Here is a 15,597-nt window from a genome sequence, read left to right as displayed (position 1 = left end):
TTGTCCGATTTCATCACAATTACGTTTAAAAAATCGGATTGAAGAAAACAGTATGAAAGATATTTAAATTATCTTGTTCAGACAGAAAAAATTACGAATTATGAAAAGAGGCTAAAAATATGCACTTAAAAGAAAAAATCGCAACTATTATTCAAGGTCAACGTACTGGTGTATTATCTACTGTACGTAACGATAAGCCACATAGCGCCTTTATGATGTTTTTCCACGAAGATTTTGTACTATATGTTGCAACAGATCGAAATTCAAAAAAGATAACAGATATCGAAAAAAATCCCAATGTACATGTACTACTTGGACGCGAAGGAAAGAAATTAGATGAAGATTACATTGAAGTTGAAGGTATAGCTTCCATCGAAGAAGATCAAACATTAAAAAACAAATTTTGGACTAATAGCTTAAAACGCTGGTTACTAGGTGCGGAAGACCCTAATTACGTACTAATAAAAATTAATCCCGATACAATTTATTACATCGATAGTGCCGGTACGACCGAGCCCGAGTTTTTACGACTATAAAATAAAAACAAGCCCCCTTAGGTGGGCTTGTTTTGTCGAAAGGTTCTTCTGAAAAAAACAATAAAATAGGTGGAACTTTCTAAAGATTGTGTTATATAATAGCAGTAACTTAAATAAACTGTATTAAAACAGATTGAGGGGAGAAATAAAAATTGATGAAAAGAGAAGAACGAAAAAACATGATTGAGTTTATTGAAAAGAAAAAAGGGATTGAACGTGACGAATTATTATTTATGACAGATGATGAAGTAGAGCATATTTATAATGTAACGTACTTTTTATATGAAGAAATAGCAGAGTAGCATAATAAACCCCCACCTTATTAAAAATATAGGACGGGGGTTTATTTCGTTATTTATACATGAGAATGATTTTCATGTATAATAATGTAAGATTGGAGGAATTTCCCTATGAGTTCATGGCTATTATTCGCACTATTATCAGCAATTGCTGCTGCCCTCGTATCTATTTTTGGAAAGATTGGCTTAGATGGAATCGATGCCAACGTCGCAACAACGGTTCGCTCTATTATTATGGCATTATTTATGGTAGGAGTTATTATTATACAAGGTAAATTTCAAAATATCGGTGATGTTCTCTTAAATAAAAAAGCACTGCTATTTATCACATTAAGTGGAATCGCTGGTGCTTCGTCATGGCTATTTTATTTTCTTGCATTAAAAACAGGAAAAGTTTCACAAGTAGCACCTATCGATAAATTGAGTGTAGTATTTTCCATTATTCTCGCGATGATTATATTAGGTGAAAAGTTAAACTTTATGACTGGTATTGGTGTAGTCTTTATTACAGCTGGTGTATTATTTATTGCTTTCAGCTAAAAAACCGCTATTATTAGCGGTTTTGTCTTTTCCTTATGTAAATCCACACAACCAATGTTACAATTGCCGAAACTAATAAAATCCATATTCCATAATGATGTAAACTATATTCAACAAAGCGCCACTTCTCTCCCAGTTTCCAACCTAGGCCAATAAAAACACTTATCCAAATTAGTGCACCACCGTAAGCATACAAACAAAAACGCCACCATGTTAAATTTGAAACTCCAGCAAAATATGCTGTTAAATGACGTACTCCTGGTATAAAGTATCCAATCATTAAAAGAAATGGACCGTATTTTTCAAATAAAATATGTGTTTTTTCAATATGATGTTCCTTAATTCTAACTTTCGGACCATATTTTTTTAAAACAGGGAGCCCAAGTTTTAAACCTAATATGTAACTTAATGTAATGCCAAGCATTGCCCCTGCCATTCCACTTAAAAAAGCAGCTGTTCCTGACATAACTCCTTTTGAAATGTTATATCCAATAAAAGTCAATAAAAACTCATCCGGTATAGGTAATCCAACAATCCCGCCAGCTAGAGCTATAATAATTCCAAAATAACCATAATGTGCGATTAACTCGCCAATATGTTGTTCCATTCGGAAGACACATCCTATACACGATCGTTATTCCATATTGTGCCCATTCTATCTTTAAGACAAACATGGTATACATATTCACTATACATTGTTTTTATAATGAACTCTACTTCTATTCCATTCCTTAAACAGAGATTTAATCAGTGGGTTTTTTATCCATCCCCACTGATCATTAGCCTGCACCAATCGGGATTTTACGGGCTGCAGGGCTCCCACTTAACTTCCTTGCATTCGCTCAATTTTGGAGTAGGAGTCTTACTGCCTATAAATAGCGAGATAAAAAAATAAAAATTCATAGGCTTATTTTTTTGTTACAATAAAGGGAAGTTACTTTTTGCAACGGTTTAACTCTCAAGAAAAATGATATATCTAGCAAAAACATAGTTTGGTCTATATAATGCAACTTCTACCTAATAGAGTAACATGCACCCTTTTACATACAACATCATTTTTCTAAATTATACAGGGGGAACGAACATGACCATTGAAAAACAATTTATCCAAAAGATTTACTATAAAACATTTTTAACAGAAGAAACTTCCATTCCGGTAACGGAAGTACTCGGTGAAGCATATATAAATGAATCAAAAAATGAATTCTCCAATATATCTAATATTCGCTTCGCACAAGGTGAAGTTTACTTTCAAAATAACGACTTTGAAGCAGCAATATTTAAATGGGAGAAAGTAAATAATGAACTTGCTCTCTGGGCCATGAAGAATATTGCAGATGCTTATTTCGAATTAGGTTTCTTACCAAAAGCAGAGGAACTTTATAAATCTATTCAATCAGAAGATACAACTCTTACGATGGAAGTTTCCCTACAACTTCTTTCTCTTTATATCGAGCAAGACCGTCTAGGACTAGCATTTAAGACGATTAGTGAAGCTGTTGCATTTCAACCAGACTATCCGAATATTACTGCGATTGCTCGATCGTTCTATGAAAAACAAGAAGATTGGAATAATGCTATTGAACTCGCTGTTCAAGAAGGAATTCGAACAAAATCATTACACTGGTTCGATACTTTAATAAATTATGTGAACAGAGGCTTTACTAAAAAAATTAAACCTGAGTATTTCTATGAATCTTTAAAAGCCTTATATACAATTGATCAAGTTCAATTTAAAGAGCTTGTTATTTCACTTTGGAACAGTTATCAAAATGAATCATTACATCTACCTTGGATTCAAACAATAAATCACTTATTCTTACATATTGAAGTAGACGCTAATGATGATTGGAATGAAATTTCTACTCGCTATCAAGAGACGTATTTTGAATTGATTACTGGACAATATTTCATGCACGAATTACAAGGACTTGTACCAGATTTATTAACAAATTGGTTTAGTTTAACGAAAACCGAGGATTCTTTACTTGTCTCCGCAGCAGTATTAGCATGGAATGAAGTTTCACCGACAACTCTAGAATCATTACTCGTAAAAAGCGCAGGTGCCTTACTTTCAAATGCATCAGCTCATGCAAATGTTGATATGGCAGACGTATCAGCATTATTTGAAACGATTGCTGTATGGGCTGAGAAGAATGATGTAGATTTAGGTCATCAATTCACACTACTTGTTCGTGAGTTATACGATTTAACTGTTACACAACTTCTAGTAGCAGGCGCTAGCGATTATGATAAATCAGCCTTTATTAACTCTATACTAGGAGAAAATATATTAAATGGGGCTATAACAACTTCAATTACATTTAAAGATGATAGTCAAACTGAAATAACTGAGCTTACAGAGCTAGATATACGAAATATACCAAACTTTGACGAACTTCATAACATACTAGCGGCACCTTCTCAGTCAGAACTAGAAAAAAAATGTATTGAAGTTAAATTACCAAGTAGATTTTTACGAAAAAATAAGTTTTCATTCCTTGTCACACCTACTGTGCATGGACAACTTGACAAAAACAGCTCTCACTTTGAATACTTACAGGCAGCAGATAGTCTCATCTATGTACTAAATTCAGCTTCACCATTACATGATGAAGAGCTCGATACATTATTATATATTCGTGAGCAAGTACCAAATTTACAAATTCAATTCGTCTTACAAACAATTGATACGACTACTAGTGAAAACATCACGAACAACATTAAAAAGAAAATACTCGTACATTTCCCAGAAGCACAATTTTTCCCTTACTCTCCTTCACAAGAGAGTAGTGAACAGCTAGGTAACGTAACAGACTCTATTCTTTCTAACCTTACTCAGCGTAACGTTGAAAAAGAACGCATTGAAAAATTATTATGGTTTATCCAAAAAACAATCGCATACCTTGTCAATGAACGTGTGGAATTAGAAAATACGTTAGTGAAATCCGTCCGCTGGAATAAACATATTTTAGTAAAACTTGATGGTTTTATTAATAATCTTACTGCCATCCAAAAAGATAAAATTCGTTCCATTACAGAATCTTATCTCTTAACGAAAGAAGAGATTACGCAGGATATACATTCTCAAATTCCTGAATTGTTGCAGAGTTGCTCTGATCTTGTTCAAGAAGATAGTGATTTCAAATTGGTCCATGAAGAACTAAATGTAGCAATGAATGAAAGAATTCAAAAACATGTACAGCAAGTGCTTCTCCCTAAATTTACTCAATCTATTCAAGAATGGATTGAAACTGCTCATAATGAATTCATTCAAGCTCAGGCTTATTTAGATGAAATGGGCGATACCTTTAATAAGCTCTATGAGGAAGAGCGTATTAAACTTCCTTGTGATTTCAAATTACTAGATGACTGGGATAGAGATGTTGCAAGAATGACGAATAGAATTACAGTAGCTAACATCAATATTTTATTACGCTTTACACCGACACAATTTTTCTTAAAGAGTGCAGGGAAATTATTCGGTAATATGCAAAAAAATCAATCTATGCTATCAAATAAATATAAACAATATATTGAAACAGAAGATTATACAGAAGTTGCTCAGATGATTTCAAAACAATTTTTCCTTCAATTTGAAGTATTTGAAGGTGCGCTAGAACGTGATATCATGATGTTCTTTAAAGACCCTCTTAGCATATTGAAACAAACCGTAGAAGCGGCCCAACTTGAAATACAAGAAGATGAGCAAACATTAACAAAGCTAAGAACGAACCCAGAAACTTATCATGATCCTTTAACACTCTTTAAATTGCAATTGTTACAACGAAAATTCATGTTAAATATCGACCGAAACAATGAAATCATTGCTTCACAAGAAACAATAAATAAAACATCAACTGTTTAAATAAGAAAAACCAAGCAACTAATTCGCTTGGTTTTTCTTATTTCTAATTATCCATTTTCACATGTTCAAATGGATAATATATCGCCATGAGCTTTCCTAATACTTCTGTTCTATCAATGAGCCCTAAGCCGTTCCTACTATCCCTACTAACTAAACGATTATCTCCCATCACAAAAATTTTGTTTTTAGGAATTGTAATCGGTCCAAAATCTTCAGTTAAATTGATAAGTAATTTTTCTGCCTGTTTTTTATTATTCTTTAAATACTCTTCGTTTTTCACTTGATGATTAACATATAATTGATCATTTCTCATCTCAATTATATCTCCAGGCAAACCAATCACTCTTTTCACATAAAAGTTGTCTGTCTTCACAACAATAATGTCTTCTCTTTCATAGCTTTCAAATTGTTTTGCTAACTTATTAACAATCACCTTATCCCCATCTTGTAACGTTGGCCTCATAGATGCTCCTTTTACAGTCGTAGGAAAAAACAAAAAGATTTTTGCCAAAAACACCAATAAGCATGCAATTGCAATTATTTCAAAGAATTCACGCAAATTTTTTTTCTTTTGCATCATTCCACCATCTCATCATCTTTTTATTTTCATTATAAGTACTCCGACCAGTTAATTTCCACAAAATTCTGAATTATAACATTAGAATATTACAAATATAAAAAATAATAACCCCCCATAAATTTACTATCCTTATATACTATATTTTCCATCTACTAAACAGGACTTTTTCTATGACATTCATGCTTAGAAAATATAGAATACTGCATAAGTTAAAAAACAAATATAGTAGCATAGCAATAAAAAAGATACTCTCAAAATAGTCTATCAACTATTTTTGAGAGTATCTTTTTATAATCCTACATATACAATACACATCTGAGCCGCGACATATGTAAACCAAATCCAAAGTGGTTCATACTTCAGTTTGCGCCCCCCGATATCTGTCACACCGATAATAAAATCAGAAATCACAAACAATAAACCACCAAGTGCTGGCACCCACCATATTCCTGTATTCTCGTAATATAAGGCGAATGCAAAACATGCCATTCCTCCAACCCACAAACCGTAAATTAGAGCCCCAATCGTAAACAATTTATCCTGTTTTTCATTTCGGATAAAAAAGAACCATCCTATAATTAGAAAGAGTCCGTATACGAGTAAACCGATCCAAAAACCATTCCATGAAATACCTGTTTGTAAAAATGCTTTCACATAGAAACAATGTGCAAGCGCGAAAGTAACCATTCCTCCAATTAATCGATGACCAATTGGAATTAATCCTGCCATAAATAAATCCCCTACAGTTGACAATGTCATACCGAGTGCAACCCACGTACTGTACTCAACCGATGGATCTTGTAACCATATCCAAATTGCACTTCCTGTTAAAGAAAAACTAAGAATAAGACGAACCGCTAAAGGTAACGGCATATTATTTCTCGTTCTTTTCGTCTGTCCTATTGCATAAATTGCTCCCATTAAAAAAAGAATAATTTGCCCGACTAACACAATGTAAAGTACATTCATAATATGTTCTCCTCAATAAATGCTTTTTCTATCTTTTTTTCGTTACATATAGCACGTTCTCCTTTTTCTATGTAAAAAAAGAAGAACAATACTGTTCTTCCATTTTAATCGTTTTTCTGTTCTCTATGCTAGTTGTTTTTCTTGCTCAACTTTCTTTTTAATCGGATTACGATTTACTACAATAATTCCCGCTGCGACACATGCTAAACCAAATAGTACAAAGGAATGAATTGCTTCCCCTAAAATCAGACTTGATAGTAGCACACCAAACACTGGTATAAAGAACATATACATCGAGACTTTCCCTACTTTGTTATACTTCATAATTGTATTCCATATACAGAATCCCGCTGCTGATAAGAACGATAAATATATGAGCATAAGTATTGCATGTAGATTAAATGCGAATGGCATCATTCCAACTTGAAATGCACCTATACATATCAAACCAATTGATCCGAAAATCATCTGATATGCTGTCATATACCCAATATCTAACGTTTTACTACCTTCTTTCGCTAATATGTTTCCATACGAATACATCATCGCTGCTCCAAGAAGTAATAAGCTACCTATTCCAAAATGGAATGATAAACTTCCATCACTCGGTACATTCACTAAAATCACACCGCAAAAACCGATAGCTACTCCAATTACTTTTCTCCTATTTAGAGCATCATCTTTATATAAAAAGTGTGCGAGTAAAATTTGAAAGAATGATGATGTTCCTGAAATAATCGCTCCTTCAATTCCTGAGCTGTAACTCATTCCAATATAAAAACATATATATTGAAGAAAAGTTTGAAACAAGCCAATTTGAACTAACTGCTTTCCTGTTCCTTTTTTGAACTTCATATCTTTTCCTAACGCTTTAAAAAATAATAAGAGCATTACACCAGATAAGAAAAAGCGATAGCCAGCAAATAATATTTGTTCCCCGACTTCTTGTGGCTGAATTCCAAGTTCAACATAGCTTAATTTAATAAAGGGAAATGCGCTTCCCCATAAAAATGTTGCTACTATTGCAGCAATAAACACGCCAATCGGATGGGTAAAAAATTTCTCTGTCTTCAACTTGATGTCTTCCTTTCCGACCTTTTTATGAACAATATTCATATATACCAAAGGAAATGCGAAAACACAAGTTTTCAGTTTATCCCGCTATTCGCCGGGTAGTAAAACTCCCACCTCCAAATTCGGCTGGGGCAAAGAAGTTAGGTGGGAGCCCTGCTGCCCGTAAAAGCCCGATTGGTGAAGGCTAATAATCAGTGGGGGATGAACAAAACCCCCACTAATTAAAGTTTCACTTTATACTAAAACAAAAACATATCATCTAAGAAAAACATATGCTATACTATAGAATAATTACAACATAATAACTATTAAAATCAGATTCAACAGAAATGCTGCTATCCATTATGGATGGCAGCTTTCGTCGTTTTATAGGGGTTTCGATTTTGATTCTTTTTCTCAATAAGAATTCGGAAGGAGCGAGTATTAATGAACGCAGAAGTAAAAACATTACAAGCACAAAAAGATATTTCTCATCCCTCTTTATGGGATACATTAAAGAAACATTATGAACTTATATTTGCAATCGCATCTGGTATTTTTATTTTAGCTGGCTGGTTATTCACAAAAAATGATGCAATAAGTGCAGGTATTACTTTCTATATCCTTGCTTATGTAATTGGAGGATTTGCAAAAGCTAAAGAAGGTATTGCAGACTCAATTGAAGAGAAAGAGCTAAATGTTGAAATGCTCATGATTTTTGCAGCTATCGGCGCCGCAGTTATCGGTTACTGGGCAGAAGGTGCTATTTTAATCTTCATCTTTGCATTAAGCGGAGCAATGGAATCTTATACATTAAGTAAAAGCCAAAAAGAAATTTCAGCGCTTCTTGACTTACAACCTGAAGAAGCATTACGTATTTCACACGGAACCGAGGAACGTATTCCAGTTGGACAATTACAAATTAACGATATTATTTTAATTAAGCCAGGTGAGCGTGTTCCTGCTGATGGCACAATTCATACTGGTGAAACAAATATTGATGAAGCTGCTATTACAGGAGAACCTATTCCGAATGAGAAAAAATTCGGTGATGAAGTATTTGCTGGCACTGTAAATTTACGTGGAGCTATTGAAGTTAAAATTACGAAGCCGAGCGATCAAACATTATTCCAAAAGATTATTCGTCTCGTTCAAAGTGCACAAAGCGAAAAATCACCATCACAACTATTCATCGAAAAATTTGAAGGAACATACGTAAAAGGTGTACTACTTGTTGTTGCGCTTATGATGTTCGTTCCTCATTTCTTACTTGATTGGAGTTGGAATGAAACGTTTTATCGCGCTATGATCTTACTTGTAGTCGCTTCTCCTTGCGCACTAGTTGCAGCCATTACACCGGCAACTTTATCAGCAATTTCAAACGGAGCGAGAAACGGTATTCTCTTTAAAGGTGGTATTCATTTAGAACGTCTAGCTTCAGTAAAGGCGATTGCCTTTGATAAAACAGGAACATTAACACAAGGAAAACCTACTGTAACAGATGTATATGTTCGAGAAGGCATAGCAGAAAGTGAAGTACTTTCTATTACAGCAGCGATTGAAAGTCACTCTACACATCCTTTAGCAGAAGCGATTGTTAAATATGCAAAACATGCTTACGACATTACGATAAAAAAACCAGAAAACGTTGAAGATGTAACTGGTTTTGGATTAAAAGGAATATTAGAAAACAAAGCTTATAAAATTGGTAAAGCTGATTTTATCGGAGAAGAAATAAAAACATTCCATAATGGCATTTCTGCTTCACTTGAAAAAGAGGGGAAAACTGTCGTTTATATTAGTGATGAGGATGGTATTCTTGGACTGATCGCTTTAAAAGATACCCTTCGCCAAGAAACGATAGCGGCTATTCGTGATTTGCAAAGCATTGGTGTCGAAGCAATCATGATTACTGGTGATAATGAAGAAACAGCAAAAGCAATTGCCAATGAAAGTAATATAAAAGAATATTACGCATCATGTTTACCGGAAACAAAAGTTGAAACGATAAAGCAGTTAAAAGAAAAGTATGGCATAGTCGCCATGGTTGGAGATGGTATAAACGATGCACCTGCCCTCGCTACTGCTAGTATTGGTGTTGCAATGGGTGAAGGAACAGACGTAGCATTAGAGACTGCAGACGTTGTTCTTATGAAAAACGAATTATCTCGTCTCTCTCAAGCAATCCGTTTATCAAAACGAATGAACCGTATTGTGAAGCAAAACGTTATCTTCTCTTTAGCTGTCATTGCAATGCTGATTTGTTCAAATTTTTTACAGTTTTTAGCTCTTCCCTTCGGTGTTATTGGACATGAAGGAAGTACCATCCTTGTCATTTTGAATGGTTTACGATTATTAAAAGGAAATAAATAACGGGTCCCTGATGAAGGACCCGTTTTTTTTAATGGTAGCTATTATGACCGTTCGCACTGCTGCTTGTTTTATGCTTTGGATGCGAACTGCTCTTTTGTTTATTGTTGCTTTTATTGTTGTGGTTCTTTTTATTATTACTCATGAAATATCCCCCCTGTCCCCTTTTATTATGGAACAAGAGCTCATTTTTCATTACGGGAATTATTGTCACCCGTTCTATAATGATGGAGTAAACCATTAATTTCACCGCCAAGTAAAATTACCCACGCAGTTAAGTAAAACCATAACATTAAAATAATGATACCACCGAGACCACCATATGTATTAGCGTAATTTGCAAATTTATCTACATAATAGGCAAATGAGTACGATACCACAATCCACCCTACAGTAGCAAATAAAGCCCCCGATATGACTTCTCTTCGCTTTAATTTCCGATCAGGTGCAAACGTATATAAAAAGCTAAACAAAGCGACCAAAACGAAGAAACTCGCTACTAAACGTGCAATACTCCACACATAAGCAAAACTATCCGATAAACCAATTGCTTTAAACACTGCTGCACCAATTACTTGTCCGAATACTGGAACAATTAGCGCAAAGACAATCATAAAAATAATAGCTAATGTAAACACAATTGATAAAGCTCTTGTTTTAATAAAGGAGCGTGTTTCTGTTACATCATAAGCACGGTTAAAAGCATTCATAATCGCATTTACTCCATTAGAAGCAAACCATAACATCGATAGTAAACCGAATGATAATAAACCACCATTTTGTTCGTTTACAACTTTATCTACGTTTACTTCAATTAAGTTCATCGCATCTTCTGGTACGTACGGTTCTAATAAATTGAGCACACTTTCTGTTTGAAGGTCAATAAAGCCAAGAAGCGTAATTAAGAAAACAAGCCCAGGGAAAATCGCAAGCAAGAAGAAATAAGCGAGCTGTGCTGCTAAGCCCGCTACATCATCGCGCATCGTCCGGTCATATAAATCTTTCCCAAACGAAAAAGTGCGATTTCTTTTTGCTTTTTCTAGAAATTTTCTCATATTTTTTAGACGCTTTTCTTCTCTTCTTTATTTTGCTTTAGCTCAATGTATGCTTCAGTTTTTTTTTCCTCTGCATTTGAGTCCTTCATAAATAATTCACGCGCTTCTTTCATACCACCATCTTCAGCTACCACTGGCTCTTCTTCTGCTTTAAGCTCATCTACCTTTGGAGATACAGCTTGAATTTCAATCGTTTCCGGTTTTTCTACTGGCACAATTTTTTTCTTACTAAAAATTTCTTTCGTTTCTTTTAACGTTTCTACAACAGACGGCGTCAATTTTTTAATTTCTGCTACTTTCGCTTTCACTACATTGAAATCAGCAAGTTCGCGTCCTTTATCTGTAACAGTTTGCACTTTTTCTTTTATCTTCGCATTTTCACCAATTTCAATCATCTTTGTTTTTGCTTTTTCTGCCGTGTTTTTTACTTTTTCACGGTTTTCTTTCTTTAACATAGATACAGCTACACCTGCAGCTACACCAATCGCAATGTTTCGAGCAATATTATTTTTCTTTGCCATATTCCTTCACCCTTTCATTTCTTATATTAGAAAGTATTACTTTCTAAGCTTCCTCATATTCCTTGTTCATTTCGAATGAAAGCTAATAGCTTTACACACCCTTCTGTTACAAGGTCATACACTTCTTGGAAGTTCCCTGTAAAGTAAGGGTCAGGAACGTCTGTCCAGCCACCGTCTGGAACAAAATCGGACAGTCTACCAATATAGCCTCCAGTTTTATCAAAACTTTTTAAATCCGCTATATTCTTGTTGTCCATGGCAATAATATAATCAAACTTTGTTAAGTCTTCTTTTTCTACTTGCCGTGCTTTAATTCCTTCAAAAGAGACTTCATTTTCTTTTAAAATTTTTTGTGTTCCTTTATGTGGTGGATGACCAATATGCCAATCTCCAGTTCCTGCAGAATCAATGACAATTTTCTCTTCGAGTCCCTCTTTTACGACAAGATCTCGAAAAATTGCTTCTGCCATTGGAGAACGACAAATGTTCCCAAGACAAACAAACAATACTCGGACCATATTTTTGTTTCTTCCCTTCTTGGTGCATTTCTTACTATATACTTATATAGTATAAACAACCAATTATTAAATATAAAGGAAATCCCTACTAATTTAATAGGATTGAAAAGTTTCATTAACGAAAATGATAAAAAAATGTTAAGATAACCTTATGTTATTTTAAAGGGGGACACTTCGGTGGATTTATCCGTAAAATCAGAAGCAAACGTTGAATATATGGTAGAAGCTATTAAAGAAAAATTACGCATGGTTAATGCTGGAGCAATGAGAGCTGCTAGTTTTAACGCAGAAATGTACGAGGACTTACGTGACATTTATGAGCATGTTATGAAACGTGAAACATTCAGTATTAGTGAAATGCAAGCTATTACTGAGGAATTAGGTACATTAATTAAAAAATGACAAAGAGCCTCACGTATTCGAGGCTCTTTTAATTTCAACAAATTCATGACAACTCTTCTCTTTTCCTCATCACATTCTAAAATACTGTACAATGAAAGTAGAACCTCACCTTAGATTTTTTCTCCATACATACTACTCTAAAAAAATTGCCACACTACCATTGCTAACTGTTTTTACTGGGGGTGCTTACTTATGAGCAATTGGTACAGTAAGACGAAAAATCAAACATTAATCGACCTAGAAACAAATGAACAGCACGGTTTAACAGATGAAAACGTAAATGAACGTTTAAAACAGTATGGTCCAAACGAATTGACTTCAAAACAAAAACGTACTTTATGGCAGCGCGTTTTCGCCCAAATTAATGACGTCCTCGTATATGTCCTTATTATCGCTGCCCTTATTTCCGCCTTTGTAGGTGAATGGGCCGATGCAAGTATTATCGCGCTCGTTGTAGTTTTAAATGCTGTTATCGGTGTAATCCAAGAATCGAAAGCAGAACAGGCTTTAGAAGCATTGAAAAAGATGGCAACACCTAAAGCTATCGTAAAGCGAGATGGTGAACTTAAAGAGATTCCATCTGAGCACGTCGTTCCAGGTGATATCGTTATGCTTGATGCTGGGCGGTATATCCCCTGCGATTTACGACTTATCGAAACTGCGAATTTAAAAATTGAAGAATCTGCTCTAACTGGTGAATCTGTCCCTGTCGATAAAGATGCAGTCTACCACCCTTCCATGCAAAGTGATGAGCAAGTACCATTAGGCGATCAAAAAAACATGGCCTTTATGTCGACGTTAGTAACATACGGACGTGGCGTCGGTGTTGCTGTCGAAACTGGAATGAAATCACAAATCGGAAAAATCGCAACTCTTTTGCATGAAGCTGAAGATGATATGACACCGCTTCAAAAAAGCTTAGCACAAGTAGGAAAATATTTAGGTTTTGTCGCTGTAGCTATTTGCGTTATTATGTTTCTCATCGGTTTTTTACAAGGAAGAGATACTTTGGAAATGTTTATGACCGCAATTAGTTTAGCTGTTGCAGCCATTCCAGAAGGCTTACCAGCTATCGTTTCCATCGTTCTTGCAATTGGTGTTCAGCGTATGATTAAACAAAACGTTATCATTCGTAAACTACCAGCTGTTGAAGCTCTCGGTTCTGTCACGATTATTTGTTCAGATAAAACAGGTACATTAACTCAAAATAAAATGACTGTTACTCACTTTTATAGTGATCGTGCATACGATCAGCTAGAAAATTTGAATGTAAATAATGCTGCACACCGTCTATTATTAGAAAACATGGTTTTATGCAACGATGCTTCTTACGGTGCCGACTCACAAACGGGGGATCCTACAGAAATTGCCCTTCTTGTTGCCGGAAGCTCTTTTAACATTCAAAAAGATTATTTAGAAAATAAACATGAACGTGTTAACGAATTGCCTTTCGATTCTGATCGTAAAATGATGTCAACTGTACATACGTACGATGAAGGCTACTATAGCATGACGAAAGGTGCTATTGATAAACTTTTACCTCACTGTACCCATATTTTTATTAATAATAAACTGGAGGTCCTAACAGATTCTGATAAAAATCAAATATTAGAAGCTGCCGGGTCAATGTCGCAAGAAGCCTTAAGAGTACTTTCATTCGCATATAAACGATACGATTCAAACGATGTGGATATTAATCACCTCGAAGAAAATCTCATCTTTATCGGTCTTATCGGTATGATTGATCCACCACGCACAGAAGTAAAAGATTCAATTATAGAATGTAAAAAAGCTGGTATTCGCACAGTTATGATTACTGGTGATCATAAGGATACCGCCTTTGCAATTGCCAAAGAACTTGGTATCGCTGAAGAAAAATCTGAAATTATGATTGGAACTGAATTAGATAACATTTCAGATACAGAACTAGCAAGTAAAATTAATCACTTAAATGTCTTTGCTAGGGTTTCTCCAGAACATAAAGTGAAGATTGTAAAAGCATTACGTGATGAAGGAAATATCGTTTCCATGACTGGTGACGGTGTAAATGATGCTCCCTCTTTAAAACAAGCTGATGTTGGAGTAGCAATGGGAATTACAGGAACAGATGTCGCAAAAGGCGCAGCAGATGTAGTTTTAACAGATGATAACTTCTCATCTATTGTGAAAGCTGTTGAAGAAGGAAGAAATATTTATCGTAATATTAAAAAGTCTATTCTCTTCCTACTCTCTTGTAACTTCGGCGAAATTATAGCTCTCTTTTTAGCTATTTTACTCGGCTGGGCAACACCACTACGACCTATTCACATTTTGTGGGTAAATTTAATTACAGATACACTGCCTGCATTATCACTCGGTGTTGATCCTGAAGATCCAGATGTGATGAAGGACAAACCACGACATGCGAAAGAAAGCTTATTTAGCGGCAGCGTTCCTTTTCTTATTTTCAATGGGGTTGTAATTGGACTTCTTACTTTAACAGCCTTTATCGTCGGGGCAAAGCTCTATACAGGAGATACAAATTTATTTCCTCTCTTCCCAGATCAAATTGATGAAGACGCTCTATTACACGCTCAAACGATGGCATTTGTCGTTCTTAGTTTTTCTCAACTCGTTCATTCATTTAACTTACGTTCAAGAACGAAATCAATTTTTTCAATTGGGATATTTACAAATAAATATTTAGTCTTCTCACTTCTAATCGGTGTTCTTATGCAAGTGTGTATCATCTCCATCCCACCTCTTGCCAATATATTTGGTGTGCATGCATTAACAATGCGAGATTGGGGATTTGTTCTCTTGTTAAGTATCATTCCGCTTGTTGTGAATGAAATCATTAAATTATTTAAGAGAAAATAAAGTGCAAATAGCGAATAAAAGGCAATG

At 34.8% G+C, this 15,597-nt stretch carries 14 protein-coding genes; 7 read left to right on the top strand and 7 right to left on the bottom strand.

The window, feature by feature from the left end; all coding sequences use genetic code 11:
* The first annotated feature begins 119 nt into the window (after positions 1 to 119).
* The 3 genes from AC1DTM_RS00145 to AC1DTM_RS00135 all read left to right on the top strand — a co-directional run bounded on the left by AC1DTM_RS00145 (position 120) and on the right by AC1DTM_RS00135 (position 1,375).
* Complete coding sequence (locus AC1DTM_RS00145) at positions 120 to 536, top strand: pyridoxamine 5'-phosphate oxidase family protein (RefSeq protein WP_002140268.1); 417 nt, start codon at positions 120 to 122, stop codon at positions 534 to 536.
* A gap of 155 nt (positions 537 to 691) precedes the next feature.
* Entirely contained in the window at positions 692 to 838 is a 147-nt protein-coding gene (locus tag AC1DTM_RS00140) for a BH0509 family protein (protein WP_000817786.1), read from the top strand.
* A 108-nt stretch (positions 839 to 946) separates the two neighbouring features.
* On the top strand, positions 947 to 1,375 hold the full coding sequence (locus AC1DTM_RS00135) for an EamA family transporter (protein ID WP_002029573.1): 429 nt from the start codon (positions 947 to 949) through the stop codon (positions 1,373 to 1,375).
* A gap of 13 nt (positions 1,376 to 1,388) precedes the next feature.
* Here AC1DTM_RS00135 and AC1DTM_RS00130 read toward each other — a convergent pair whose 3' ends face one another.
* Positions 1,389 to 1,982: a DedA family protein gene (locus AC1DTM_RS00130; RefSeq protein WP_016103451.1), complete on the bottom strand. Its 594-nt coding sequence runs from the start codon at positions 1,980 to 1,982 to the stop codon at positions 1,389 to 1,391.
* A 477-nt stretch (positions 1,983 to 2,459) separates the two neighbouring features.
* On the opposite strand from AC1DTM_RS00130, the gene AC1DTM_RS00125 reads away from it, so the two are divergent.
* A complete protein-coding gene (locus AC1DTM_RS00125; protein WP_016103450.1) occupies positions 2,460 to 5,243 on the top strand; it encodes a tetratricopeptide repeat protein in 2,784 nt (927 codons plus the stop codon).
* Positions 5,244 to 5,286: 43 nt separating this feature from the next.
* Here the strand turns inward: AC1DTM_RS00125 and lepB are convergent, their stop codons facing one another.
* From lepB to AC1DTM_RS00110, 3 genes are all read right to left on the bottom strand, one after another.
* Positions 5,287 to 5,823 (bottom strand): signal peptidase I, encoded by a 537-nt coding sequence (gene lepB, locus AC1DTM_RS00120; RefSeq protein ID WP_016103449.1) that lies wholly within the window; start codon positions 5,821 to 5,823, stop codon positions 5,287 to 5,289.
* A gap of 288 nt (positions 5,824 to 6,111) precedes the next feature.
* Positions 6,112 to 6,792, bottom strand: a complete 681-nt coding sequence (locus AC1DTM_RS00115) for a lysoplasmalogenase (protein ID WP_002159411.1) — start codon at positions 6,790 to 6,792, stop codon at positions 6,112 to 6,114.
* Positions 6,793 to 6,915: 123 nt separating this feature from the next.
* Positions 6,916 to 7,866 (bottom strand): DMT family transporter, encoded by a 951-nt coding sequence (locus tag AC1DTM_RS00110; RefSeq protein ID WP_016103448.1) that lies wholly within the window; start codon positions 7,864 to 7,866, stop codon positions 6,916 to 6,918.
* 426 nt (positions 7,867 to 8,292) lie between these two features.
* On the opposite strand from AC1DTM_RS00110, the gene AC1DTM_RS00105 reads away from it, so the two are divergent.
* Positions 8,293 to 10,218 carry a heavy metal translocating P-type ATPase gene (locus AC1DTM_RS00105; protein ID WP_002113732.1) on the top strand — a complete coding sequence of 642 codons (1,926 nt, stop codon included), beginning with the start codon at positions 8,293 to 8,295 and terminating at the stop codon, positions 10,216 to 10,218.
* Positions 10,219 to 10,400: 182 nt separating this feature from the next.
* On the opposite strand, the gene AC1DTM_RS00100 is transcribed toward AC1DTM_RS00105, so the two are convergent.
* The 3 genes from AC1DTM_RS00100 to AC1DTM_RS00090 are packed head-to-tail and all read right to left on the bottom strand — an operon-like array spanning position 10,401 to position 12,309.
* Positions 10,401 to 11,270: a YihY/virulence factor BrkB family protein gene (locus AC1DTM_RS00100; protein ID WP_016103447.1), complete on the bottom strand. Its 870-nt coding sequence runs from the start codon at positions 11,268 to 11,270 to the stop codon at positions 10,401 to 10,403.
* Positions 11,271 to 11,275: 5 nt separating this feature from the next.
* Positions 11,276 to 11,791, bottom strand: coding sequence for a DUF4075 domain-containing protein (locus tag AC1DTM_RS00095; RefSeq protein WP_002115844.1), 516 nt, complete (start codon positions 11,789 to 11,791; stop codon positions 11,276 to 11,278).
* 53 nt (positions 11,792 to 11,844) lie between these two features.
* A complete protein-coding gene (locus AC1DTM_RS00090) occupies positions 11,845 to 12,309 on the bottom strand; it encodes a low molecular weight protein-tyrosine-phosphatase (protein ID WP_002159414.1) in 465 nt (154 codons plus the stop codon).
* A gap of 177 nt (positions 12,310 to 12,486) precedes the next feature.
* On the opposite strand from AC1DTM_RS00090, the gene AC1DTM_RS00085 reads away from it, so the two are divergent.
* Together AC1DTM_RS00085 and AC1DTM_RS00080 are read left to right on the top strand one after the other, a co-directional pair.
* The gene (locus AC1DTM_RS00085; protein ID WP_002113714.1) at positions 12,487 to 12,711 is read left to right on the top strand and encodes a DUF1128 domain-containing protein; all 225 of its coding nucleotides are present in this window, start codon (positions 12,487 to 12,489) and stop codon (positions 12,709 to 12,711) included.
* A gap of 192 nt (positions 12,712 to 12,903) precedes the next feature.
* Positions 12,904 to 15,570, top strand: coding sequence for a cation-translocating P-type ATPase (locus AC1DTM_RS00080; protein ID WP_016103446.1), 2,667 nt, complete (start codon positions 12,904 to 12,906; stop codon positions 15,568 to 15,570).
* Positions 15,571 to 15,597 lie beyond the last annotated feature (27 nt).

The organism is Bacillus sp. P4_D3 (assembly GCF_056401855.1).
Note: the sequence above shows the minus strand (reverse complement) of the source record. Positions and strands in the feature narration are given on the sequence as shown.